Raw genomic sequence first — 20,926 nt, forward strand, 5'->3', positions numbered from 1 at the left:
TGCGGGCCGCGTCTCACCGCCGGTCAGCCTGCCGGCCTTCGCCGGACTGGACGCTCCGCTGGGTCGTGCGGCATCCAGGCGACGTAGGTAACCCGACGCCGCCTTCCGACAAGTTCACCGCTACTCGATGTGCCGGACGATCCGGTGACCGACCGCACCGACGACGAACTCTGATGGTCCCGCTCGAGTCCGGTGCCTCATACTCGGCGGCGGGCATGTCCACCGCCCGAACCGCGGCAAACGATGAGCGCGTCGACATCTCCCCGTGGCTCCGAGGCGGTTGCTTAGCCGGTTCGAGTTCCTTCGAGTCGACCTCAGTCGTCGTCCACCTTGCGCGGACGCCCGCCGCCGGCACCCTGACCCGGCCGCGCAGCCGCCCACTGCTCGATCTCGGCCCTTCGTTCAGGTGACCAACCCGGCGTCCGTCCGATGACGACGTCAGGCTCGGGAAAGGGATGGGAGTCGGCGTAGCGGGAACGCCAGTTTGCCACGGCGCGGTGGCTGACGTTGAACCACGAGCCGATCTCGACCATGTCGACGTAGCGGAAGGTCGTGTCCGCCGGCGCGGCCGGTCCGGCCGCGATCTGCCGCTCGCCTTGCTCCACCCGGCGAAGTTAGCAGGAACGACCAGGCAGAGCCGTCACCCGCGCCGTCGACGGCGCGTCGAAGGCACAAGATCAGATTCGCTTCAGGAAGTCGAGGGCCTGCCTCGCCGCTTCCAGGGAGCCGACCTGCTTGAGAAACCACGCTCGTCCGCGGCTGGCCTCCTCGGGCCAATGTGGGTGAGCGAGGATGTCGCCCACGTACAGGGTCACGCCGGAGCCGAGACCCCACAGCAGGCCGTTGACCGCCGTGGCGGCGACGGCGAGTTCGTCGGTGTCCGCGCCGAACCACACCATGTCGGCCGGGTCGAGACCGCGGCTGCGGACGATCTGGGCGGCCACCCGGAAGAGCCCACCGGTGCCGACGGTGTCGTCGCAGAACGACTGTCCGGCCTTGAGGTCGTCGAGCGCGACGGCAGTCAGGGCGCAGGCGATGTCTCCCGGCGTGTACATCTGTGCGTTGACCTTCGTCGCCGTCCGCGAGCGCAGAGCGCCGAGTAGCGGGCCGAACAGGTCGCAGTCGAATCGTCGCTCCGTAGCGGTCAGATCGAGTTGCCCGGCGTTCAGCGCAGCGAGAGCCGACCGCTTGATCCGCTGTCGCGTCGGTTCGTCAAGGTCCGCAAACAACCAGCGCAGCAACGGGTACGACCACAACGTCACATCCGGACGACGCGTGACCACGACAGCCCACACCCGCCGGGCGAGGTTGACGAAGTCGGTCGGCGACGCCGAGGTCATCTCCTCCGCCAGCCAAACCGGGTCATCGACCAGCAGTCCGGCCGCCGCAATCGTCGCGACGACACCCATCGGTACTTCGGCCTGACCTGACGCACTGTTCTTGTGCCAGGCCGAGGCGACCTCGATCGCGATCTTCAGCGCATGAGCCTCCGCGTTGATCGGCCCGCTCAGGGCCGAGCCACTCGGTCGGTGCTTACCGCACGTCATAACGACGCCCCCTCACCCTTGTTGACTAAGTACTCAATGTTTGCTTACCGTAAACCATGAGCACTCAGTACACAAGGTTTGAGAGCGAGGCTTGATGACACCCGAACCGGCCGGCTGGTCTCCCCCGCAACCCCGCGAACTGCCCGCGTTACGCGAGCACTTGGCCGAGTACCTGACGACGTGGCCAGCCCACCTGTCGGTCGCCGACGCCCTTCGCCGCGGACGCGGGACACTCCGGCCGATCACCAGCCCCGAAACCGGAGCCAGCCTCCTGCTCGGCGACGAGCACCAGCGCCTGAGCGGGGCGCAGCTGTTCTACGTGACCTCCGACATCACCCGGCTCGTACGCCAGGCCGCCCCGAGCTTGCGGGACAAGTGGGACATCCAGCCCCACGACCTCCCGGCACCGACCGGGTTCATGCTCTTCGCCGAGCCAATGGCCGAGTACACCCGCGAAGACGGCAAGCGCATCGACATCGTCGCGGTCTCCTGGGGCGGGACCGAGCTAGTCACCTCCGACACCGGCGGGCTATGGGTGACGTTCTGGAGCGTCACCGACTTCGCCGCACTCAAGCGCCTCGCCCGTTCCTTGGGCGCGAGCGCAGCCGAAGCAGAAGTGACGACCCACCAGCAGCACGCCGAACTCACGTGGGACAACGAGCTCTACATGCCGTGGGGCTCGACATCGGTCACCGTCGCACCCGGCCCGGACGGCCGGGTAATCGACCCGGCGAAGATCGCGGCCGCGGAGACGACGATCGACTGGCTGCAGACCGTCCACGCAGGCTGGATCTTCTGCACGCCCAACACCCTGACCGAGACCACTGAGGAACACCTCCCCCGCACGCAGCGCGCCCGCGCCGAACGAGCCGGCCACCGTGCTTCGCCGGTCCGGGTGGTGTCGGTCAGCCGAAAGGCCTCTCCCGCGACCGTCCGCAGTGGGGAGCCCTCCGGCCGCAAGGTCGGCGTCCGCTTTCCGGTCGCGCCGTTCATCCGGCGCCAGGCCTACGGTCCCGGGCGTCAGCTGCGCAAGCTGACACCGGTCGCAGGGCACTGGCGTGGACCCGTCGACGCCCCGGTACGCATCACGAAGAAGGTCAACCTCGTCGACACGCCACCGACCCCACGATCCGACTAAGCCGGACGTGATCAACCCGCTTCGGCAATGCGCAATGGGACCCACGAACCCTCGATGCGCAGGTCCGCGCGGGCAGCGTCGACGAAGGCCGTGATGGCGCGGTCCAGCTGCCGACGTCCGGATTCGTCAACCTCGCGAACGTTCTCGTCGACCCTGCCACCAAAACCCGGGCGGCTGTCCGCGTGAATCTGCCGCACGGTCTCGACCCGAGCGTGCACGGCCGCGAGCAGTTGATCGAGCGTGGCGTTGAGCCCTTCATCGCAGAAGAACGCGAGCTGCAGAACGGCCTCTTCCAGTGCCTCCGACACCGAGGACGGATCGACAGCTTCACGGTTCCGCCAGACCGGCAGGCAGCGAAGCCGGTAGGCGGTCGCCACGACTGTGGGGAACAGCTGGCTCTTGCGCTGCAGCACGACGTAGCGGTCGGCCTCGTCCCCGCTCACGGGAGGTCGTACCCGAGGCTGTCGGCGACGTCCTCGACGAAGTCCTCGCCGTCGACGCCGGGATCGCGGTCCTGAACTTCCCAGGCGGCGTCGTCGATCGCGTCTCCCCCGTCGCTGAGGGCGGTCGCGACGATGTCCACCAGCTCACGCGCTTGCGGACTGTCCAGGTCGAACCGCTGCGCTGCTGACGCAGTGGCCTGGTCGAGGTCGTCGGCGGAGTACTCGTTCACGTTGGGCTCCTCGGTTGCCGGGACGGACGCAGGAGTCACGTCCCAACCCGGCCGGCGACGATTCAGACTTGAGCCAGCGTGCTGAGGATCAACGCGGCGGCGACCATCGGTGGCCCCATCGGAACGTGGCCATCGCGCAGCCGATACCGGCCGGCGGCCGCTCCGACGACGCCGACGGCTGCGGTCAGCAGGTACGTCGCAACCAGGCCGCCCAGCACACACGGCCAGCCGAACCAACCCAGTACCGCGCCGATACTGGGCGCCAACTTGACGTCACCCGGGCCCGGCTGCCCTGTCAGCACGAACGACAGCAGCAACAGCCCACCCCACACCAGCGCCCCAAGCGGCGCACGCACACCGCTCACGCTGTCCCGAGCGACAAAGGTCGCGCCGGCGAGAGAAAACGCCATCGTGACCGCCAGCGGAAGGCTGAGCTGGTTCGGAATGCGGTGCTCGACGGAGTCGATCGCGGCCGCGGGAACCGCCAACAGTCCGAAGGAAACGGCCGCTGGGATGAGCGGCGGCCACTGCCCGATTGCCGCTCCGCCTGCCCAGCTGCCGAAGAGGCACAAGAACTGGACAAGCGACGGCACAGGCGTCGTCGCCGCGCGGCGGAGCAAAGTCATCGTGAGCGGTGTGCATGCCATCGCGACGGCTGCCCCTGCGAACATCCCGTTCACCGCGGTCGCTGCTCGAACACGAGTCTCACCTCGGCGCCTCGGAACGCTGTGCTGTCGGCGGCCGTGGCCGGGCGGTAGTGCCAGGCCGGGTGGTTCGAGCACGCCAGTGAGCGTCGGCAGCGGCAGGCTTCGATCCGCCACCAGCCGGCGTGCAGGATCCGCAGCCGCACCCGCAACCCAGCGGGCCTTCGAGCGGCGATCGCGGCCTGGGTGCGAGCGGCGACTTCAGCGAGTGTCGCGCCGTGCACCAGAAGCTGACCATGGGCCTCCAAGTGGCCAGTGACCCACTCGACATCCGCTACCTCAGGTTGCATCGCCACCACCGCCTGCCCTGCACTCGATTCACCGAAGACATGCGTATGGAGCGGGCCGTCGGATACGGCACGAACGAGGCTGTGGTCAGTCGTGGTCGAGCGCAGCGATCTCGGCGCGCTGGTCACCCGAGAGCGTGGTCATCCAGGTGTCGAAGTCCTGCAGCACGGCCAGTCGCTCGGCGCGCGCCGGCTCGATGCGTGCCTGCTGCCCCGCGACCAGGTCGAGCGCCACGCAACCGTCGTCGATGTCCGCGTGAGCGATGTGGATCGCGCGGCGGCGCACGACCGCCACGTCGAAGGTAGGAAGTCCGCTTCGGACGGTCGCTGGTGTGACGAGGGGGCGGATCCACACGACTGCGGGGTCGTCGCGGTCACGGCGGGCGTGCCGCGCGAGCGCGGCACGGAAGACTTCTCGTCCGTCGTCGAACACGACCAGTTCAGCGCCGGGCAGATCGTCGCCGGTGTCTTGCCCGCGTCCGACGAGCAGATCGGTGAACCGCGTCCAGAACTCGTCTTCGGTCAGGTGCTTCACAGCGTGACGACCTCCTCGATCGGCTTCCCGGCAATGCTGGTGACGCCCTTGGCATGGAGGAGCGTCTTGATTTCGTCGCGTTGCGCGGTGTTCTTGCAGAGGATGCGGCTGGGGACGATCTGGATGATCCGCCGACGGAGCCCGTCGGCATCGCTTGTCGTGCACAGCGTCAGCTGCCAGGCACCCTGAGCGTTGCTCGCCGTCAGGATGTTGATCCCGGACTGCTCGAGGTTGGAGATCGAGGCGAGGACCTCGTCGGCCACGATGCCGTATGGCAGGTCAGGTCGCTGTTTTACCAGTTCGATCAGGGCAACGGCGATGTTCTGCTCCGCGACACCGAACGAATGACGCATACGCGTGGTGAGATATCGCAACGCTGAGTCACGTCGATCCAGAGACCCGTCCTCGGCACCGACCGCGTCCACAACGGCCCCGATGTCGCCGTCTTCGGCGGACGCCAGGAGCCGCTTCGCGGACGCGGTGTCGAGACCGAACAGGCTCTCTTCGCTCCGCAGGAAAACAAGATCGCGCGATGGGCCGTCGACGGTGCGGGTCCGCTGCAGGTAGTTGAGAAGCTGGCGATGATGGGTGTGACGGGTGTCAGCGACCCGCTTGTTCCCGGCCCCGTTGACGCCCTCGCCGTTTTCGTTGCCCTCCCCGACCATGAGGGGTGCGAGCTTGGCATCCGGGTTGTTGTACCTCTGCGCAAGCTCTTTCGCATCGGGGTCGATGTCGTCGGGCAGGGATTCGGAATTCTGCAAGTTCAGCACGTGCGCGGGAAGCTCTGGATCGATGACCAGGTCCCGGCCGAACAGAGGGAACTCCACGCGTAGGCACACCAGTTTCGCCAGGGCTGTCGCCGACCGTGCGGGGTTCTCGTGAAGATGCTTGGTCCGGTACCGGTCCTCGGCGAGCCGGTAGGTCAAGGCGAACGTGTTGAGCAGGTGCTTCACCCGACGTGGGCTGGTTACGTGTCCGGGAATCAGGACCGAGATGACCAGCGGAAGATTGGTCAGTTCGCTCCAGACGCCGGACTCACGATCCTTCACCAGGTTTAGGGCGAACTCGCCGATGTTGGGAGCGAGCAGGGCGGGAAGGCTGATCTGGTATTGGAAGACCTTGTCGAGGTAGGCACTTCCCGTGCTGTAGTAGGGATTATGCGCCGTCACCGGGGTGGGTTGCTGCGATTTTCGCGACAAGGCCTCTTCGAGTACCTGTTGGTCAGCGGCCACTATGAAGACACATCGGTCAGTTCCGAGGAAGGTTCGCACCGCATCCAACGTGGCGACCACGTCTTCCGAGCTGCACCGGTCGAGCTCGTCGACGAAGATCACCACACGGTTCGCTTTGGAATCTTTCACCAGATCCGCGAGGAGTGCTTCGAACTGTTCGTCGCTGTCCGGCTTGGACAGGCTGCGTTCGGCCGCGAGATTCTTGCCGACCAGGGCGATCAGCCCTGACAAGAGCGTCGCCGGAACGAGCCCGGCCGTGACAGCGGTGCCCGCCATCCTGGTGAAGTTCTCGCCGAAGGAGCCGGCCTGAAGCAGGGCAATGATGGCGATGACCCCCACGACGAGGAACACCAGGGCAACAAACAGTGCAGCGAAGACCCGGATCAGCGCCCAGACACTCGTGGCAGGGACGCGGATGTCCGTGCGGGTGCGTCCCGAGTACAGGTCTTCGTGGTACTTCGCATCAGTTACGCCGAGCTCGTTCGCGGCAGCCGTCACGAACGTCCGGCGCAGGGGATTCTCCGCGTACTTGAACGCGTCGAAACGAACGAACCGTACCCCTTTGACCCCTTGGAGCCTTCCTTTCACGAGGTTCGCGATACCGGACTTCCCCGAACCCCACGGCCCGTACAGAGCGATGTTCGTCGGAGCTTCCACTCTCGTCGCAAGCTCGACGAGCTGGTCAGCTATGCGCTGGTGCTCGAACCGGTCCTCGTGGGCGTCCGTGAGTTCTCGATCCTCAATCAAATCCTCGTGCCCGAGCAACCCGGACCTCACCGTGAACTCTGCGTCGAAACCACCCGCCCCTGCTATCCGGCCGTCCATACCACACCTCCCTCAGTGCACTATAGACAGTTCGCCCGACACTTCCAGGCCCGACACGAGGCCTACGGTAGTAGTGATATCCACTAGTGACATGAATAGTTATCCGCACAACAACGACAGTGGTTGCAAATTAACTCTTGCGTCTCGGCAGACATCCCATCCTGTGTAGCGGCGCGCGGTGCGCTGACGACGGCCGAGCTGGCCAAGGTTGAGGACATAACCAGGTGTGTGGATCGGGGCGCGGTCACACACTGCAGCATCCGGCAACCGCGGGCGGGATCGCGTTCTTAACCTCAAGACGAGACTGGGGATGGCCAACGTTCTCGTCTTGCCAAGCCTGTGAGCCCGCCAGCAGCTTGTCGGGTGGCAGGGCCACGCTGCTGATCCGCGGGCAGGTGCAGGCACTCGTGGACCATGTCGCACAGTACCCGACCACGGCGTCCGCGGCGGAGTCACCGAAGCCGGCGCAACTCACCACCTGGTCGGCCAGGTCGATCCTGCTCGCCCACGCGACGATCAACGGCGATCGGGCCACCCTCGCCACTTTCGCCGGTCACGCCCCGGATTCGGGCCGGTAGCCCAGCTCACCCGTACCGACCGGTGCCCGTCGAGCGGGGACGGGGTCAGGAACGCGATCCCGGAGCTGTTGCCCTCTTCGACCCATGCCAGCGTGTGCGTGTCCAGGGCGGCGCCGTCCTGGATCTCGCCGGCGGCTGGCACGGTTCCCGGCGGCTCGTCGCGGAGGACGACCGTCTGCAGGTTCACCGGCGCCAGCACCCCCCAGCCGGGCATGTCTTCCACCGCGCTCGCCAGCCAGCGCGCGTTGGATAGGTCGCGTCGCAGCCGTTGGCGGACCGCTTCCACGCCGTCCAGACACAGCTAGAACTACAACGTCAGCGCGCGGAACCGGCGGCCCAGCGGGATCCCCAGTCCTTGTACTGGGTCACGCCGCCGTCTGCGGCCGAGCGCAGGTACGAGGGGTTCAGATGTAGCGTCAAATTTTGAATGATCGTCGTGCGCTCACCGGAGAGCTCCGAAGTGGACTCCCCCGGACGGGCGGCTCAGTCGTGCCTCGAGCGTCGGCGGGCCCAGCGGACGTAGGCTGAGCCGATGGCTGGAACGGAACGACCCACCACGTTCGTCACCTGGGCGCACCGGGCGAGCGATTGGACGGCCGAACAGACGGACGAGTGGCAGCACACGGTCCACAGGTTCGCCAGGGCTCTCCGGGAAGCGGGCGTCGACGCCGACATCGATCTCTTCCACCAGCACGACGACGCAGTCGATTGGACCCGCTACGGAACCCTGGCGATCGAGCACGCGGACACGACCATCATCGCGATCTCACGCGCCTGGCGGGAACGCTGGGAAGGCAGCAACGCGCCCACCGAAGGCGCCGGCGCCGCGCGGGAGGCTGACGCCCTGCACGGTCGGTTCGACGCGGATCAGCAGCGTTTTCAGAAAACGGTGAAGATGGTGGTGCTGCCCGGCGCCGACGACCAGGACATCCCGGCCGACCTGCGGCGCGTCACGCGCTACTACATCACTGACTTCACGCGGGACGGCATGGAAGACCTCTTGCGCACGCTCTACGGAAGCCCGCGCTACGTCATGCCGCCGTTGGGCCCGGTCCCGGACCTGCCACCGGAGCTGCCCGCGGAACCACAGTCCGAACTCGAACCGGATGTCGGGTGGCGCGGGCTGAGGGTCCCGGTCCAGCCGGTCGACACCGCGCTCGACACGGTCCCCGACCGCCTCGGCGGACCGGTCCTCGAACTGCAGCTCCACCCGCCTGTTCCGGTCCCGAACCTGCCGATGGCCGGCCTCCGCGAGCTCGTGAGCGATCTCGAGCGCATCCTCAGCGCGGCTCTCCCGCCCCTTAGTCCGTTGGGCAGCCGGTCCCAAGACGAGTGGCAAGTCCGCAAAGCGGTCGAAGGCGATGTCGCATCCGTTCGGTCTGAGCCTCTGCTTCGCGGCGCGGGGCTCGGCGTGTCACCGGACTTCCCGCTGTACATCGATGTCCATCGCGATCGGACCGTCGTCATCGCCATGCGGTTGCGCCGCGACGCGATCAGCGCGAAGGTCGACGACGCCTCCTTGCAGCGCATCGCCGAGGAACTGATCTCCACCGCGAGCGGCCTAAAGGTTCTCGCGGATGATGTCGTCCCCTTGCTCAGGCTCGGCCCGCTGGATTCGGTTTCGCCCGGCGATCCCGGCACCCTACAAGACGGATCATCTAGTGCGACGTTCCCGTGGATGCACGGCGGGAAGGCGAAGACCACTGGTACGGACAGCATCCCGCTCGGCTATCTCCGGGCGCATGTTGCCGAAGTCACCACGGAACTCGTCGCGCAGCTGGTCGCCGACCTGCCGGGATGCGGGCGTCCGTAACAACCGGCCGCCGGCCGAGAGACTCTGGTGGGGAGCAACGCACACCCGTCGATTCCTCGGATGCCGGAAAGCCGGGGAGGACGTGTGCTGCCGCGATCGCGTCGAAACGTGCCGTTCTCGCGCTCGTGGTAGTGGTAGTGCTGGTAGCGGGCGGACTGACCGCCTGGCTGCTGACCGACACCTCCGCACCGACGCAGAGCCTCGCGAGCGGTTCGTTCCGGGACACCGGAAGCGGAGTGAGCGCCTCGGACGACGCGCCGCAATCGATGAAGGCGGTCCCCGACGACAAGGTCGCGAAGCCGTTCTTCACGGGAACTGAGTCGCCCCAGCGGCACATCAACATCACGAAGGCGGACCCGAGTAAATGACCGCCCTCGCGGACGTCGTTACTGCGCCTACCGTCTCAGAACGTCCGGAGCCGTTGATCTGCCGATCTTGCTCGGTCCTCCACTTCCGGAGAATCCGACGGCCGTAGTTGTGCGTTCCGACCACTCGATCCAGCTCGGCGCCCGTCGGCGTGCGGCCGCGGGCCCGCTCGCCGACGTAGTACTCCCACATGCGTTGCTCGGCGGTCGGGGCCGGATCGTCCGAGACGTCTGCGAGTCGCAGTCTCGGCGGAGTCTCGGCGGCAGGCTGCTCGGTCTCGTTGTGGGCCTCACGGCGATGGCGGAGGGCTCGGTTGAGGAGTTCTACCGCTAGGAGCAGGGCCAGGGGTGGGCTGGCGGCGACGATGACGCCGAGAATGGTCTGGTTGTCGGTCGAGCCGATGTTTGCGCACAGCGAGAGCGAGATCCCGAACCCGAACGCCGTCCACGCGATACGGCGGCCGGAGTCTCGCCCGGCCGTCCACAGCTCCACCGTTGCGATCGTGAGCAGGCCGTCGACGATCAGTGGCCAGATCGCCGCCGTCGTGGGGTCGGCGCCGAAGCGAAGAGCGAACGTGCGGCCGTGCCGGTAGGACGCATACGCCGCGCCGAGGGCCACCAGGGCGGTGCAGGCACATTGGACGACCAGGGAGAGCTGCCATCGCTGTGGTCGGGTCATGACGCACCTCCGAGGGCAGGCTTGTGAGCGAGGGGGTGGGGCTCGCCGGTGAGCGCGGCCAGTGCGGTGGCCACGTCGTGGAGCGAGGCTTTGACATAGGTCACCGTCGCGCTGTCCCCCGCATCCGAATGCCCCGCGTAGGCGTGCGCAACGCCGTAGCCGAACCGGCGCTCGACCCAGGTCAACGTGGTGTGCCGGAGCCAGTGGGTGGAGATGTTCTGCGTGTGCACCGACGGGACATGTCGGCCGATCCGGTCCCACAGGTAGTCGTAGCGGCGTTTGGTGATCGGCTCTCCCGTGCGATACCGCAGCAGCGGCCCGTCGGGGTGGGTTGCACCTCGCTCGTCGGCGTGCGAGACCAGCAGTCTCATCAACGTCGGTGACACCGGCTGGAACCGGCTCGTGCCGTCCTTCTCCCGCAGGTAGACGAGACACTGGGTCTCCTCCAGGTCTCGCCGCCGCAACCCCAAAGCTCCCCCACGCCGGCACGCAGTCTCGGTATGCAGCCTCAGCAGGAGCGTGTCGAGATACGGGTCGTCTCCCGTCTCGGCTGCTGCGGCGTTGATCTCGATCAGCTCGTGGTCAGCGAGCGCTCGTCGTGGTGAGGGCAACCGGCGGGGTTTGGCCACCTTCAGTGCCGGGTTCTCGGCCTCGGTCAGGATCCGGTCGGCGACCGCATGCCGGTACAGACAGCGGACCGCGGCAATGAAGTTCTCCGCCGCGTTCCGCCCACCGCGGGAGTTGCGCCGCACCACCGCCTGCGCCCGGGACTCCTCGGCCAGCTGCTTGATCTCCGACGGCGACGGCTCATCCAGCCGCCGACTCCCCCACTCCGCCTCCAGACGACGCCAGTAGGAGGAGTACGAGCGTGCCGTCGCCGCCGACACCGCGCGGGCGACCACCGGGATGTAGTCGGTGAACGTCGGAACCCGCCGTCGCTCCACCGGTTCGGTGAGCAGGTCGGCAGGGGCGATGCCCATCTTCGACAACAGCAACCGGGCCGCGTCCAGTTCCATCTGGCTACTGGTCATCGCCACCACCGCCGGTCAGGGAGGCGTGGTAACCGAGGATCATCTGGTCCAGGGCCGTCAACGGGTGCACGACCAGGACACCGTGCTCAGGGTCGGCTACCAGCAGGACGTCGTCGCCGGCGGTCACACCGCACAACCGTCGCAGCGCGACAGGCAGCACCACCGTCCGGCGCGTACCCAACCGGAACACGCCGCCGGGGTCAGGCTTCATCACCACCGAGGTCGCCACGCCGGTCGCAGCCAGCCGCACCGACGCCGGCCAGCCCAGCAACCTCAGCAGAGGCCGCACGCACACGCGGCCGGAGGCGTCGATGCGGGCGATCGCGTAAGCCAGACCGCACCGGGATCGATCGGGCGGTGGTGTCGGCAACGGCAGCGGGACCGCGATCGGAGCCAACGGCGCCAGCAGGCCGTCGATGCTCGCCCCAGGGATCACCGGAGCTACGAGAGCGCTCACGTTGACCACCTCGACCGGGTGACACGAGGCTGCAACGCAAGATGCCGACCACCAAAACCGGTGATCGGCGTGCTGTGAGAGGATCGGTGAAAGTTCACCACTTTTGGTGTCCGAGGGGGGACTTGAACCCCCACGCCCGTTAAGGGCACTAGCACCTCAAGCTAGCGCGTCTGCCATTCCGCCACTCGGACCTGCTGAAGAAAGAGTATACGGCCACCCCGACCCCTCCTTCAGGGGGGTCCGGATCCGCCCTGGGACCGGGTCTGGCATCATCGACCGGCTTCGCTCCTCTGCATCGATCCAGGCGCCGCCGTGGCTGGGCGATGGGCCGGTGAAACGCCGTGCTCATACGGTTTACAAGACCGGTTCTGCTTCCTAGGATTCGCCGGGCAAGCCAGCGCGTTCAAGCGCCCTCAGGACCTGGAGGTTCCGGTATGGCGCGCGCTGGTTGGCCGTCTGATGATGAGATTTCCGTTGATGAGCTCCTGCGGGAAACCGGGGCCATGCCCCGGTCGCTGGAGGCCTCCGAGCACGTTGCGCGGGTTCGTGAGGATGACACCGGTGCCGGCTACCGGGAACGGCTCGAGCAGCGGGCGAAGGAGGCCGCCGCCGCTCAGCAGCGGGCCGGGCGGCGGATTCGGTGGGTCTCCGCCCTGTGCGGGGGCCTTGTCGTCGTCGGGAGCCTCGTGATCATTGCCGTCACCTCGGAGAGCTCGCCCGGGCGGCAAGCCTCCCTGGCTGCAGATCCGCTGGCGCCCGCCACCACTCCGCGGACGGTGGCCACCACCGCGCCGAGCCCCACGCCGGTGCCCACCGTGCTCCGGCAGGTCTCGACCTCCGCGTCCCCTTCGACGAGCGCGCCCAAGACCACCGCCACCACCAGCCAGACCCAGGCTCCTCCCCCGCCCGCTCCGGTCGCCTCGTGCACCGTCCACTACGCCGTCACGGATCAGTGGCCCAACGGGTTCACCGCCAACGTCTTCGTCACCAACACCGGTAACCAGACGCTCAACCCGTGGACGACCACCTGGAACTTCACCGCCGGGCAGCGGGTCACCCACAGCTGGAACGGCGACTACTCCCAGAGCGGCTCGCGGGTCACCATGAAAGCGGTTTCCTACAACCTGGCCCTCGCCCCGGGCGCGACCGTCAACATCGGCTTCAACGGCTCCTTCGACCGCGGCAACCCGGCGCCCGTCGGCTTCAGCCTCAACGGCACCGGCTGCAGCACGAACTAACCCAGCACCTCACGCATGAAGCCCACCAGCCAGTGCTGGGCCGGGCTGCGGGCGTGCGTGTGCCGCGTGTACACCGACACCTGGGCCGGCTCGACCTCCATCGGCAGCTCGAACAGCCGGACCCGGTGCTCGGCCGCGAACACCTCCGCCACCAGCCGCGGGACCATCGCCACCAGCTCGCCGTCCTGCACCAGGTACGGCAGCGCCGCGAACCGGGTCACCTCCAGCACCACGCGGTCGAGCAGGCCGCACGCCTCCAGCGCGCGGCGGGGGCCGTCGTGGCCGGTCGGGCCGAACACCGTCACGTGGCGCTCCGCCGCCAGCTCGCCGAAGGTGACCACCGAAGAAAGCCGTGGGTGGTCGCGCGCCACCATGCCCAGGTAACCCTCGGAAAACAGCGGGATCCGGGCGACGCGCTGCGAGCTGATCAGCGACGACGCGATGAACGCGTCGACCTCGCCGCGGCCGAGCTGGTCGGCCGCGCGGTCGACGTCCAGCGGCCGGACGGTCAGCGTCACCCCGGGAGCACGCGACGGCAGCGCCGCCATCAGGCGTGGCAGCAGCGAGATCTCTCCCAGGTCCGACAGGCACAGCGTGAACGCCGCCCGGGCCGTCGACGGCGAGAACGACTTCGCGCCGCTCACCGCCGTCTCGATCTCGGACAGCGCGCTGTGCAGGGGCTCGTAGAGCGCGCGGGCCGTCGTCGTCGGGACCAGGCCGCCGCCGGTGCGGCGGAACAGCTCGTCGGAGAACCGGCGCCGCAGCTTCTGCAGGCTGTAGCTGATCGTCGGCTGCGTGACGTGCAGGGACTCGGCCGTCGCGGTCACGCTGCGGGTCTCGTACAGCAGCACGAACGTGCGCACCAGGTTCAGGTCGAAGTCCGGCATCATCGATCCCCTCTATGAACCACCGAGGCAACATTTATTGGAACACAACCGCGCTGCTCCATAGGGTCGGTCCGACTTCGAGGAGGCCCCACCGATGCCCACCGTCCGCCGGCTCGCCCACGAGTTCCTGGACCGCCGTGGCCTGACCACCATCTTCGGCAACCCCGGTTCCAACGAGCTGCCGTTCCTCGCCGAGCTGCCGGAGAACTTCCGCTACGTCCTCGGCCTGCACGAAGGCGCCGTCGTCGGGATGGCCGACGGCTACGCGCAGGCGACCGGCCGCCCGGTGCTGGTCAACCTGCACGCCGCCGCCGGCTCCGGCAACGCGATGGGTGCGCTCACCAACGCCGTCTACTCGCGTTCTCCCCTGGTGCTCACCGCGGGCCAGCAGGTCCGGACGGCGATCGGGCCGGAGGCGATGCTCGCCAACGTCGACGCGACGCAGCTGATGCGCCCCCTCGTCGCCTGGTCCGGCGAGCCGAGCTGCGCCGAAGACGTCCCGAGGTCGCTCGCGCAGGCGGTGTTCGAGGCCGAACTGCACCGGCGCCCGAGCTACCTCTCGGTGCCCTACGACGACTGGGCCGTGGAGCTGGACGAGACCGCGACGCTCGACAGGCAGGTTCAGAAAGGCCTGGCGCCGAGCGAAGCCCAGCTCGACGCCCTCGCCGCGAGCGTCGCCGCGGCGCGGAACCCGGCGCTGGTCCTGGGCGGCGACCTCGACGCCACCGGGCTGTTCGACCGGGCCGTCGCCCTGGCCGAGCACCTCGGCGTCGCGACCTGGGTGGCGCCGTCACCGCACCGGCTGCCCTTCCCCAACCGGCACCCGCTCTTCCGCGGCGTGCTGCCCGCCGGCATCGCGCCGGTGTCGGCCGCGCTGACCGGCCACGACCTCGTGCTGGTGCTCGGCGCGCCGGTCTTCCGCTACCACCAGCACGTGCCCGGCGCGTACCTGCCGGAGGGCACCCGGCTGATCCAGGTCACCGACGACTTCGGCGCCGCGGCCCGCGCGCCGATGGGCGAGGCACTGGTCGCCGCCCCCGCGCCGGTGATCGAGGCGCTGCTGGCCAAGGTGCCGGGACGAGAAGCGAGCGCGGGCTACGCAGCGAACCCGGCGCCCAAGACCGGCGGGAAAGCCTTGCACCCGGAGCAGGTGTTCGCCGCCCTGCGCGAAACCCAGGCGGGCGACACGCGCTACGTCGTGGAGTCGACGTCGACGAACTCGGCCTGGTGGCGGCAGATGGACCTGCGCCGCGAAGGCTCGTACTTCTTCCCGGCCGCCGGTGGGCTCGGCTTCGGCCTGCCCGCCGCGGTCGGCGTGGCGATGGGCAGCCCGGACCGCCCGGTCGTCGGCGTGATCGGCGACGGCTCGGCCAACTACGGCATCACGGCGTTGTGGACCGCCGCGCACTACCGCGTGCCGGTCACCTTCGTGATCCTGCGCAACGGCGTCTACGGCGCCCTGCGCTGGTTCGGCGAGCTGCTCGGGACGCCGGACGTGCCCGGCACGGAGATCCCCGGGCTCGATTTCACGGCCATCGCTGCCGGGTACGGCGTCGAAGCCACCACCGTCGGCGACGAAGACGACTTGCGCGCCCAGCTCAAGACGACCCCGGACGGCCCGCGGCTGATCCAGGTCGACACCGAACCGACCACACCGGAGTGATCATGACCTTGCTCGATGACGCCTTCGTCCGCGGAAGCGGCGGAACCCACGCGGTCGTCGAACCGGCCACCGGGGACACCCTGGGCCGCGTGGGCATCGCGACGCCGGACGACGTCGCGGAAGCCGCCGCCACCGCCGCGAAGGCCCAGCGTGACTGGGCCCGGCGCAAGCCCGCCGAACGCGCCGCCGTGTTGCGCCGCGCCGGCGAACTGTGGGAAAAGCACGCCGCCGAGGTGCAGGACTGGATCGTCCGCGAAGCCGGTTCGACGCGGCCCAAGGCCGGGATCGAGACCGGGATGGCGGCCGGGATCTGCTTCGAGGCCGCGGCCCTGCCCACCCACCCGCTCGGCGAGGTGCTGAGCACGGGCGAACCGCGCTGGTCGCTGGCCCGGCGGGTGCCGGCCGGCGTGGTTTCGGTGATCTCGCCGTTCAACTTCCCGCTGATCCTCGCCATCCGCTCGGTCGCGCCCGCGCTCGCGCTCGGCAACGCCGTGCTGCTCAAGCCCGACCTGCGGACCGCGGTGTCCGGCGGGGTGAGCATCCTGCGCGTCTTCGAGGAGGCCGGGCTGCCCGAAGGCCTGCTGCACCTGCTGCCCGGGGACACGGGAGTCGGCGCCGCGGTGGTCGACGCGCCGGAGGTGTCGGTGGTGTCGTTCACCGGCTCGACCGCGGCCGGGCGGAAGGTCGGCGAAGCCGCCGCGCGCTCGCTCAAGCGGGTGCACCTGGAGCTCGGCGGCAACAACGCGCTCGTCGTGCTGCCGGGCGCCGACGTCGCCAAGGCGGCCTCCGCCGGCGCGTTCGGCTCGTTCCTCCACCAGGGTCAGATCTGCATGACCACCGGCCGTCACCTCGTCCACGAGTCCCAGGTGGACGAATACGTCGAAGCCCTCGCGGAGAAGGCGCGCCGGCTGCCCGTGGGGAACCCGGCCGAGAGCGACGTCGCGCTCGGCCCGATCATCGACGACCGCCAGCTCGCGCACGTCACCGACGTCGTCGACCGCAGCGTCGCGGCGGGCGCGCAGGTGCTGGCGGGCGGGAAGCCCGACGCGCCCTTCTACCCCCCGACCGTCCTCTTCGGACTCGACGACGCGAGCCCGGCCTGGCGCGAGGAGATCTTCGGCCCGGTGGCGCCGGTGCGCGCCTACCGCGACCTCGACGAGGCCGCCCGGCTGGTCAACGCCTCCGAGTACGGCCTGTCGGTCGGCATCCTCGGCGACGTCGGCACCGCGATGAAGCTGGCCGAGGAGGTCCGCTCCGGCAAGGTGCACATCAACGAGCAGACCGTCGGCGACGAACCGACCGCACCCTTCGGCGGCGTCGGCGACTCCGGCAACGGCTCCCGCTTCGGCGGGGCGAAAGCCAACATCGAGGCCTTCACCGAAACGCAGTGGCTCACCGTCCGCGCGGACCTCGCGCCTTACCCGTTCTGAGGAGCACGACGATGAAGACGTCTCGTGGCGCGTGGACGGCGGTCCTTTGCTGGCTGACCGTCCTGCTCGAGGGCTACGACCTGGTCGCGCTCGGTGCCACCATCCCGACCCTGCTCAAGAGCGGCTACCTCGGTTTCACCGCGGCGGGCGCGACCGTGGTCGCCACGGTCTCGCTGATCGGCGTGGCCGTCGGCGCCGCCGGGCTCGGCCCGCTCACCGACCGGTTCGGCCGCCGCGTGCTGCTCATCGGCTCGGTCCTGCTGTTTTCGCTGTTCACCTTGCTGACGCCGCTCGCGCCGAACGTCGCGACGTTCGGCATCTTCCGGTTCGTCGCCGGGCTCGGCCTCGGCGCGTGCATGCCGGTGGCGCTGACCGTGATGTCGGAGAACCTGCCGGCCCGGCGGCGTGCCAGCGCGAGCACGTTCACCATGACCGGCTACCACGTCGGCGCGGTGTTGACTTCGGTCCTCGCGCTGTCCGCCAAGGAGGACTGGCACCTGCTGTTCTACGGCGGCGGGATCGTCGGCCTGCTGGCGGTGCCGCTGATGTGGTGGAAGCTGCCGGAGTCCGCGGCCTACCTCGCGGCCAGGGAGCAGCACGAACGCGCCGGGCTCAAAGACCTGCTGAGCGGCCGGTTCCGGCGTATCAGCATCGCCGTGTGGACCGGTTCGTTCATGGGCCTGCTGCTGGTCTACGGGCTCAACACCTGGCTGCCGCAGCTGATGCGCACGGCGGGCTACCCGATCTCGACGTCGATCACGCTGCTGCTGGTGCTCAACGTCGGCGCGGTGCTCGGGCTGGTGCTGGCCGGCACGATCGCCGACCGGTTCGGCATCCGCCCGATCGTGCGGATCTGGTTCGGTGCCGGGGCGGTCCTGCTGGCGGCGCTGAGCCTGAAGATCCCGAACGCGGTCGTGCTCAACGCGGTCGTGCTGCTGACGGGCGTGTTCGTGTTCTCCGCGCAGGTGCTGATCTACGGCTACGTCGCGCACGCGTTCCCGGCGCAGGCCCGTGGTACCGCGCTCGGCCTGACGTCGGCGGTCGGGCGGCTGGGCTCGATCCTCGGCCCGTTCGTCACCGGGGCGCTGGTCACCGCCGGGATCGCCTACCCGTGGGGTTTCTACTTCTTCGCCGTGGTGGCCGCGCTGGGCCTGGTCGCGGTGTTGCTGCTGCGCGGCGAGACGCGGGCCGAGGAGCGGTTGACGCCCGTGTCCGCCGGCTAAACCGTGTCTTCCGGACGGCGGCGGCCCAGCGTCGCCTCCGGGTGCTCGGTGCGGCGGTCGGAGTCGCGCAGGACCTCGCGGGCCTGGCCCTCGGGGTCCGCGCTCTCGACGGCCTGCTCTTCGGGCAGCAGCTCGGCGCGGGTTTCGGTCCGGTCAGGGGTGTCGGTCATGCTTCGCGAGTACCCGGTCCCGACCGATCTCAGACACGCAGCCAGCCGATGGCCAGCGAGAGGACCAGCCCGGCGACCATCAGCACGAGGATGCCGGTGACGACCAGCCACAGCACCGGCATCGCCTTGGACGGCATCGGCTGCGGGTGCGACAACCCCGACGTCTGGGCGGAGTCGGGTGGCGTGCTGCCCGGGGGCACGCCACCCCCGGCTTCCAGGTCCGGGGTCCGGCGGGGGTCCGGATCCGGGGGTTCGGCGGTCATGGCGGCACCGTCCTTCCGTCGCTCCCGCGGCGGGTGCCCGGCCGGCGGCCGGGCAAACCCGATCACTCGCGGGACCGGCGGTTGCCGGCGGCGTCGCGGCGCAGCCGGTCGGTGTGGGCCGAGATCTCCCCGAGCTGCTCGGCCAGCCCGGCGTGCGCGCCGGTCAGGTGCGGCTGCGCGGCGGCCAGCGGCGGGAGCAGCGTCGCCGGGTCGTCGTCGCCGAGGGCCGCGCCGAGGCGGTCGGCGCTGGCCTGCCCGGCCGGGCCCAGCCCGTCGAGCGCGCTGACCCGGCCGGCGAGCTGCCGCAGGATCGCGGAGTTGCGGCGGGCCCAGTCGGCGACGGCCCGGTCGCCCGCACGCCGGTCGCGTTCCGCGTCGACCCGCGCTTCGCCGGTCTTCTCGCCGGTGTGCGACGGCTGCAGCCGCAGGTAACGCCGTTCCGCGGCCTGGCGGCTCGCGACGCCCAGCGCGGGTGCGAGCGCCACCCAGCTGGCGCCGGCCGCCCTGGCCGCGGCGATCAGCTCCGGTTCCCAGCTCGCCAGCTCCTCGCGCAGCAGCCGCAGGCCGGACAGCGCGTCCAGCACCCGGTCCTGGTCGCCCGCCCCGGCCCGGGCGGCCACGACCACCTCCTGGATCCGGCGCAGCACGCCGGTGGGATCGGTCCCGTCCATCACGTCATCCTTTCGACGACTCACATCTTGTCATCGTTTTGACGACATGCTAGAACAGAGGCGCGTGTTGACACCAGAGTCGACGAGTTTCCAGGAGGTGGATCCCGATGTTGATGCGCACCGACCCGTTCCGCGACTTCGACCGGCTCGCCCAGCAGGTCTTCGGCGCGGGCACCTGGTCGAAACCGGCCGCGATGCCGATGGACGCCTACCGCGCCGGCGACGAGTTCGTGGTGTGCTTCGACCTCCCCGGTGTCGATCCCGGCGCCGTCGAGCTGGACGTCGAGCGCAACGTCCTCACGGTCAAGGCCGAACGACGGCCCCTGCCGACCGGTGACGACGTCCGGATGCACGTCTCCGAGCGGCGGCTGGGCGTGTTCTCCCGCCAACTGTTCCTCGGCGACACCCTGGACACCGAGCACATCACCGCGAGCTACGACGCCGGGGTGCTGACCGTCCGCATCCCGATCGTCGAGAAGGCGAAGCCGCGGCGCATCGAGATCGGCGGCGCCGGCGACCGCACGCAGATCGAAGCCTGACCCCCGGCGGGGCCGGCGCGCCCGGCCCCGCTCCCACCGCGCCGAGGAGGGGTTTGCGGTGACTGCCACTTCCACGACGCGCGGAGCGACCCCCTGCTGGAGGAACTGCTCGCCCGGATCGCGGCCGACGTGCCGGGCAGCCTCGGCGCGGCGGTGTCCGTGCACCACCGTGGCGGTCCCCAGCGGTTGGCTGCCGCCCACGGGCTCGCCGCGGCCTTCGTCCCCGCCCAGCTGACCGGGTTCGGCGGCCCGGTCCCGACCGCGGGCCGCACCGGCGAGCCGGTGGTGACCGCGGACGTCTACGCCGACGACCGCTGGCCGTCCCTGACCCTGACCGGCCTGCTGGAACACCGCCCCGCCCTCGCCGCGGACTGGCCGCGGGTGCGCGGGGCTGCCGCCCTCCCCTCGACGAGGGACGCCGAGAGGACGCTGGTCCTGTCGGTGGCCCTCGACCGCGCCGCCACCGAAGAGACGGTGAACGTGCTGCGGCGTCACGAGCGGCTCGCCGCGATGGCCCTGGTCGTCGCCGAAGCGGGCCGGCCGGACCGGACCGACCAGATGCTGGACCTCCTGCAGTCGCGAGCCGCGCTGGAGGAAGCCAAGGGCATCGTCATCGCCCTGCGCCGCTGCGGCCCCGACGAAGCGTGGAACGCGCTGCGGCGGGCGAGCCAGGAGTGCAACGTCAAGGTGCGCGAACTCGCCGTCGCGCTGGTGGAGCTGCTCGGCGGCGCCCCGGCGCCCCAGCCGGACGGCGAGCGCACGATCCACCCCGGCCCGGCCGCCCGCCGCGCCGCCCAGCAGGTGCTGCACGCGCTGGAAGACCTCCGCCGCTGACCTTCAGGACCGTTCGACGCGGAAGACCGCGATGCGCTCCGCGGCCGCCGCGACGGCGTCCGGCGTCGGCGCATCCGCCAGGCCGGTCGTCACGAACCGCTTCCCCACGCTCGGCGGGCTCGTTTCGACGAGCCGGCGCAGGAC

The 20,926-nt window shown here is 69.6% G+C and carries 24 protein-coding genes and 1 tRNA gene; 9 read left to right on the forward strand and 16 right to left on the reverse strand.

Going from position 1 to position 20,926, the window contains the following annotated elements:
• Positions 1-314: 314 nt before the first annotated feature.
• On the reverse strand, positions 315-605 hold the full coding sequence (locus ACFVYA_RS26705; RefSeq protein WP_387048806.1) for a hypothetical protein: 291 nt from the start codon (positions 603-605) through the stop codon (positions 315-317).
• Positions 606-677: 72 nt separating this feature from the next.
• Positions 678-1,547, reverse strand: a complete 870-nt coding sequence (locus ACFVYA_RS26710; RefSeq protein ID WP_387048807.1) for an N-6 DNA methylase — start codon at positions 1,545-1,547, stop codon at positions 678-680.
• A 94-nt stretch (positions 1,548-1,641) separates the two neighbouring features.
• Between ACFVYA_RS26710 and ACFVYA_RS26715 the strand changes: the two genes are divergently transcribed.
• Positions 1,642-2,685 carry a hypothetical protein gene (locus ACFVYA_RS26715; protein ID WP_387048808.1) on the forward strand — a complete coding sequence of 348 codons (1,044 nt, stop codon included), beginning with the start codon at positions 1,642-1,644 and terminating at the stop codon, positions 2,683-2,685.
• Between the two features lie 11 nt (positions 2,686-2,696).
• Here ACFVYA_RS26715 and ACFVYA_RS26720 read toward each other — a convergent pair whose 3' ends face one another.
• The 6 genes from ACFVYA_RS26720 to ACFVYA_RS26745 form a co-directional block, all read right to left on the reverse strand.
• Entirely contained in the window at positions 2,697-3,128 is a 432-nt protein-coding gene (locus ACFVYA_RS26720) for a hypothetical protein (protein WP_387048810.1), read from the reverse strand.
• The gene (locus ACFVYA_RS26725; RefSeq protein WP_387048812.1) at positions 3,125-3,358 is read right to left on the reverse strand and encodes a hypothetical protein; all 234 of its coding nucleotides are present in this window, start codon (positions 3,356-3,358) and stop codon (positions 3,125-3,127) included. The genes ACFVYA_RS26720 and ACFVYA_RS26725 overlap by 4 nt, the downstream gene beginning before the upstream one ends.
• Positions 3,359-3,420: 62 nt before the next feature.
• The gene (locus tag ACFVYA_RS26730; RefSeq protein WP_387048814.1) at positions 3,421-3,984 is read right to left on the reverse strand and encodes a prepilin peptidase; all 564 of its coding nucleotides are present in this window, start codon (positions 3,982-3,984) and stop codon (positions 3,421-3,423) included.
• Positions 3,985-4,437: 453 nt separating this feature from the next.
• On the reverse strand, positions 4,438-4,884 hold the full coding sequence (locus ACFVYA_RS26735) for a hypothetical protein (RefSeq protein WP_387048815.1): 447 nt from the start codon (positions 4,882-4,884) through the stop codon (positions 4,438-4,440).
• Complete coding sequence (locus ACFVYA_RS26740; protein WP_387048817.1) at positions 4,881-6,941, reverse strand: P-loop NTPase fold protein; 2,061 nt, start codon at positions 6,939-6,941, stop codon at positions 4,881-4,883. Before ACFVYA_RS26740 ends, ACFVYA_RS26735 begins: the two co-directional genes overlap by 4 nt.
• 516 nt (positions 6,942-7,457) lie before the next feature.
• Positions 7,458-7,733, reverse strand: coding sequence for a hypothetical protein (locus ACFVYA_RS26745; RefSeq protein ID WP_387048818.1), 276 nt, complete (start codon positions 7,731-7,733; stop codon positions 7,458-7,460).
• Between the two features lie 318 nt (positions 7,734-8,051).
• Here ACFVYA_RS26745 and ACFVYA_RS26750 point away from each other — a divergent pair, with 318 nt between their 5' ends.
• Positions 8,052-9,332, forward strand: a complete 1,281-nt coding sequence (locus ACFVYA_RS26750) for an SEFIR domain-containing protein (protein ID WP_387048820.1) — start codon at positions 8,052-8,054, stop codon at positions 9,330-9,332.
• 131 nt (positions 9,333-9,463) lie between these two features.
• The gene (locus ACFVYA_RS26755) at positions 9,464-9,700 is read left to right on the forward strand and encodes a hypothetical protein (RefSeq protein WP_387048822.1); all 237 of its coding nucleotides are present in this window, start codon (positions 9,464-9,466) and stop codon (positions 9,698-9,700) included.
• Here the strand turns inward: ACFVYA_RS26755 and ACFVYA_RS26760 are convergent.
• From ACFVYA_RS26760 to ACFVYA_RS26775, 4 genes are all read right to left on the reverse strand, one after another.
• Positions 9,675-10,376: a DUF2637 domain-containing protein gene (locus tag ACFVYA_RS26760; protein ID WP_387048824.1), complete on the reverse strand. Its 702-nt coding sequence runs from the start codon at positions 10,374-10,376 to the stop codon at positions 9,675-9,677. The two genes, ACFVYA_RS26755 and ACFVYA_RS26760, sit on opposite strands and share 26 nt — an antisense overlap.
• Complete coding sequence (locus ACFVYA_RS26765; protein ID WP_387048826.1) at positions 10,373-11,407, reverse strand: tyrosine-type recombinase/integrase; 1,035 nt, start codon at positions 11,405-11,407, stop codon at positions 10,373-10,375. Before ACFVYA_RS26765 ends, ACFVYA_RS26760 begins: the two co-directional genes overlap by 4 nt.
• A complete protein-coding gene (locus tag ACFVYA_RS26770) occupies positions 11,397-11,864 on the reverse strand; it encodes an AbrB/MazE/SpoVT family DNA-binding domain-containing protein (RefSeq protein ID WP_387048828.1) in 468 nt (155 codons plus the stop codon). Before ACFVYA_RS26770 ends, ACFVYA_RS26765 begins: the two co-directional genes overlap by 11 nt.
• Positions 11,865-11,968: 104 nt before the next feature.
• A tRNA-Leu gene (locus ACFVYA_RS26775) sits at positions 11,969-12,055 on the reverse strand.
• A gap of 312 nt (positions 12,056-12,367) precedes the next feature.
• On the opposite strand from ACFVYA_RS26775, the gene ACFVYA_RS26780 reads away from it, so the two are divergent.
• Complete coding sequence (locus ACFVYA_RS26780; RefSeq protein WP_387048830.1) at positions 12,368-13,102, forward strand: cellulose-binding domain-containing protein; 735 nt, start codon at positions 12,368-12,370, stop codon at positions 13,100-13,102.
• Here the strand turns inward: ACFVYA_RS26780 and ACFVYA_RS26785 are convergent.
• Positions 13,099-13,989: a LysR family transcriptional regulator gene (locus tag ACFVYA_RS26785; RefSeq protein ID WP_387048831.1), complete on the reverse strand. Its 891-nt coding sequence runs from the start codon at positions 13,987-13,989 to the stop codon at positions 13,099-13,101. The genes ACFVYA_RS26780 and ACFVYA_RS26785 overlap by 4 nt on opposite strands.
• A gap of 94 nt (positions 13,990-14,083) precedes the next feature.
• Here ACFVYA_RS26785 and mdlC point away from each other — a divergent pair, with 94 nt between their 5' ends.
• The 3 genes from mdlC to ACFVYA_RS26800 are packed head-to-tail and all read left to right on the forward strand — an operon-like array spanning position 14,084 to position 18,305.
• Positions 14,084-15,652: a benzoylformate decarboxylase gene (mdlC, locus tag ACFVYA_RS26790; RefSeq protein WP_387048833.1), complete on the forward strand. Its 1,569-nt coding sequence runs from the start codon at positions 14,084-14,086 to the stop codon at positions 15,650-15,652.
• Between the two features lie 2 nt (positions 15,653-15,654).
• A complete protein-coding gene (locus ACFVYA_RS26795) occupies positions 15,655-17,082 on the forward strand; it encodes a benzaldehyde dehydrogenase (RefSeq protein ID WP_387048835.1) in 1,428 nt (475 codons plus the stop codon).
• Between the two features lie 11 nt (positions 17,083-17,093).
• Complete coding sequence (locus ACFVYA_RS26800; protein ID WP_387048837.1) at positions 17,094-18,305, forward strand: MFS transporter; 1,212 nt, start codon at positions 17,094-17,096, stop codon at positions 18,303-18,305.
• Here ACFVYA_RS26800 and ACFVYA_RS26805 read toward each other — a convergent pair.
• The 3 genes from ACFVYA_RS26805 to ACFVYA_RS26815 all read right to left on the reverse strand — a co-directional run bounded on the left by ACFVYA_RS26805 (position 18,302) and on the right by ACFVYA_RS26815 (position 19,409).
• Positions 18,302-18,475: a hypothetical protein gene (locus ACFVYA_RS26805; RefSeq protein ID WP_285993067.1), complete on the reverse strand. Its 174-nt coding sequence runs from the start codon at positions 18,473-18,475 to the stop codon at positions 18,302-18,304. The genes ACFVYA_RS26800 and ACFVYA_RS26805 overlap by 4 nt on opposite strands.
• Positions 18,476-18,504: 29 nt before the next feature.
• Positions 18,505-18,738 carry a DUF6480 family protein gene (locus ACFVYA_RS26810; RefSeq protein ID WP_285993068.1) on the reverse strand — a complete coding sequence of 78 codons (234 nt, stop codon included), beginning with the start codon at positions 18,736-18,738 and terminating at the stop codon, positions 18,505-18,507.
• A 62-nt stretch (positions 18,739-18,800) separates the two neighbouring features.
• Positions 18,801-19,409, reverse strand: coding sequence for an HSP18 transcriptional regulator (locus ACFVYA_RS26815; RefSeq protein WP_387048839.1), 609 nt, complete (start codon positions 19,407-19,409; stop codon positions 18,801-18,803).
• A gap of 107 nt (positions 19,410-19,516) precedes the next feature.
• Here ACFVYA_RS26815 and ACFVYA_RS26820 point away from each other — a divergent pair, with 107 nt between their 5' ends.
• Together ACFVYA_RS26820 and ACFVYA_RS26825 are read left to right on the forward strand one after the other, a co-directional pair.
• Positions 19,517-19,948 carry an Hsp20/alpha crystallin family protein gene (locus ACFVYA_RS26820; protein WP_387048841.1) on the forward strand — a complete coding sequence of 144 codons (432 nt, stop codon included), beginning with the start codon at positions 19,517-19,519 and terminating at the stop codon, positions 19,946-19,948.
• A gap of 129 nt (positions 19,949-20,077) precedes the next feature.
• A complete protein-coding gene (locus ACFVYA_RS26825) occupies positions 20,078-20,782 on the forward strand; it encodes an ANTAR domain-containing protein (RefSeq protein ID WP_387048843.1) in 705 nt (234 codons plus the stop codon).
• Positions 20,783-20,926: the final 144 nt, after the last annotated feature.

Origin of the sequence: Amycolatopsis sp. NPDC058278, from assembly GCF_042881395.1 — a bacterium.
Classification (GTDB): domain Bacteria; phylum Actinomycetota; class Actinomycetes; order Mycobacteriales; family Pseudonocardiaceae; genus Amycolatopsis.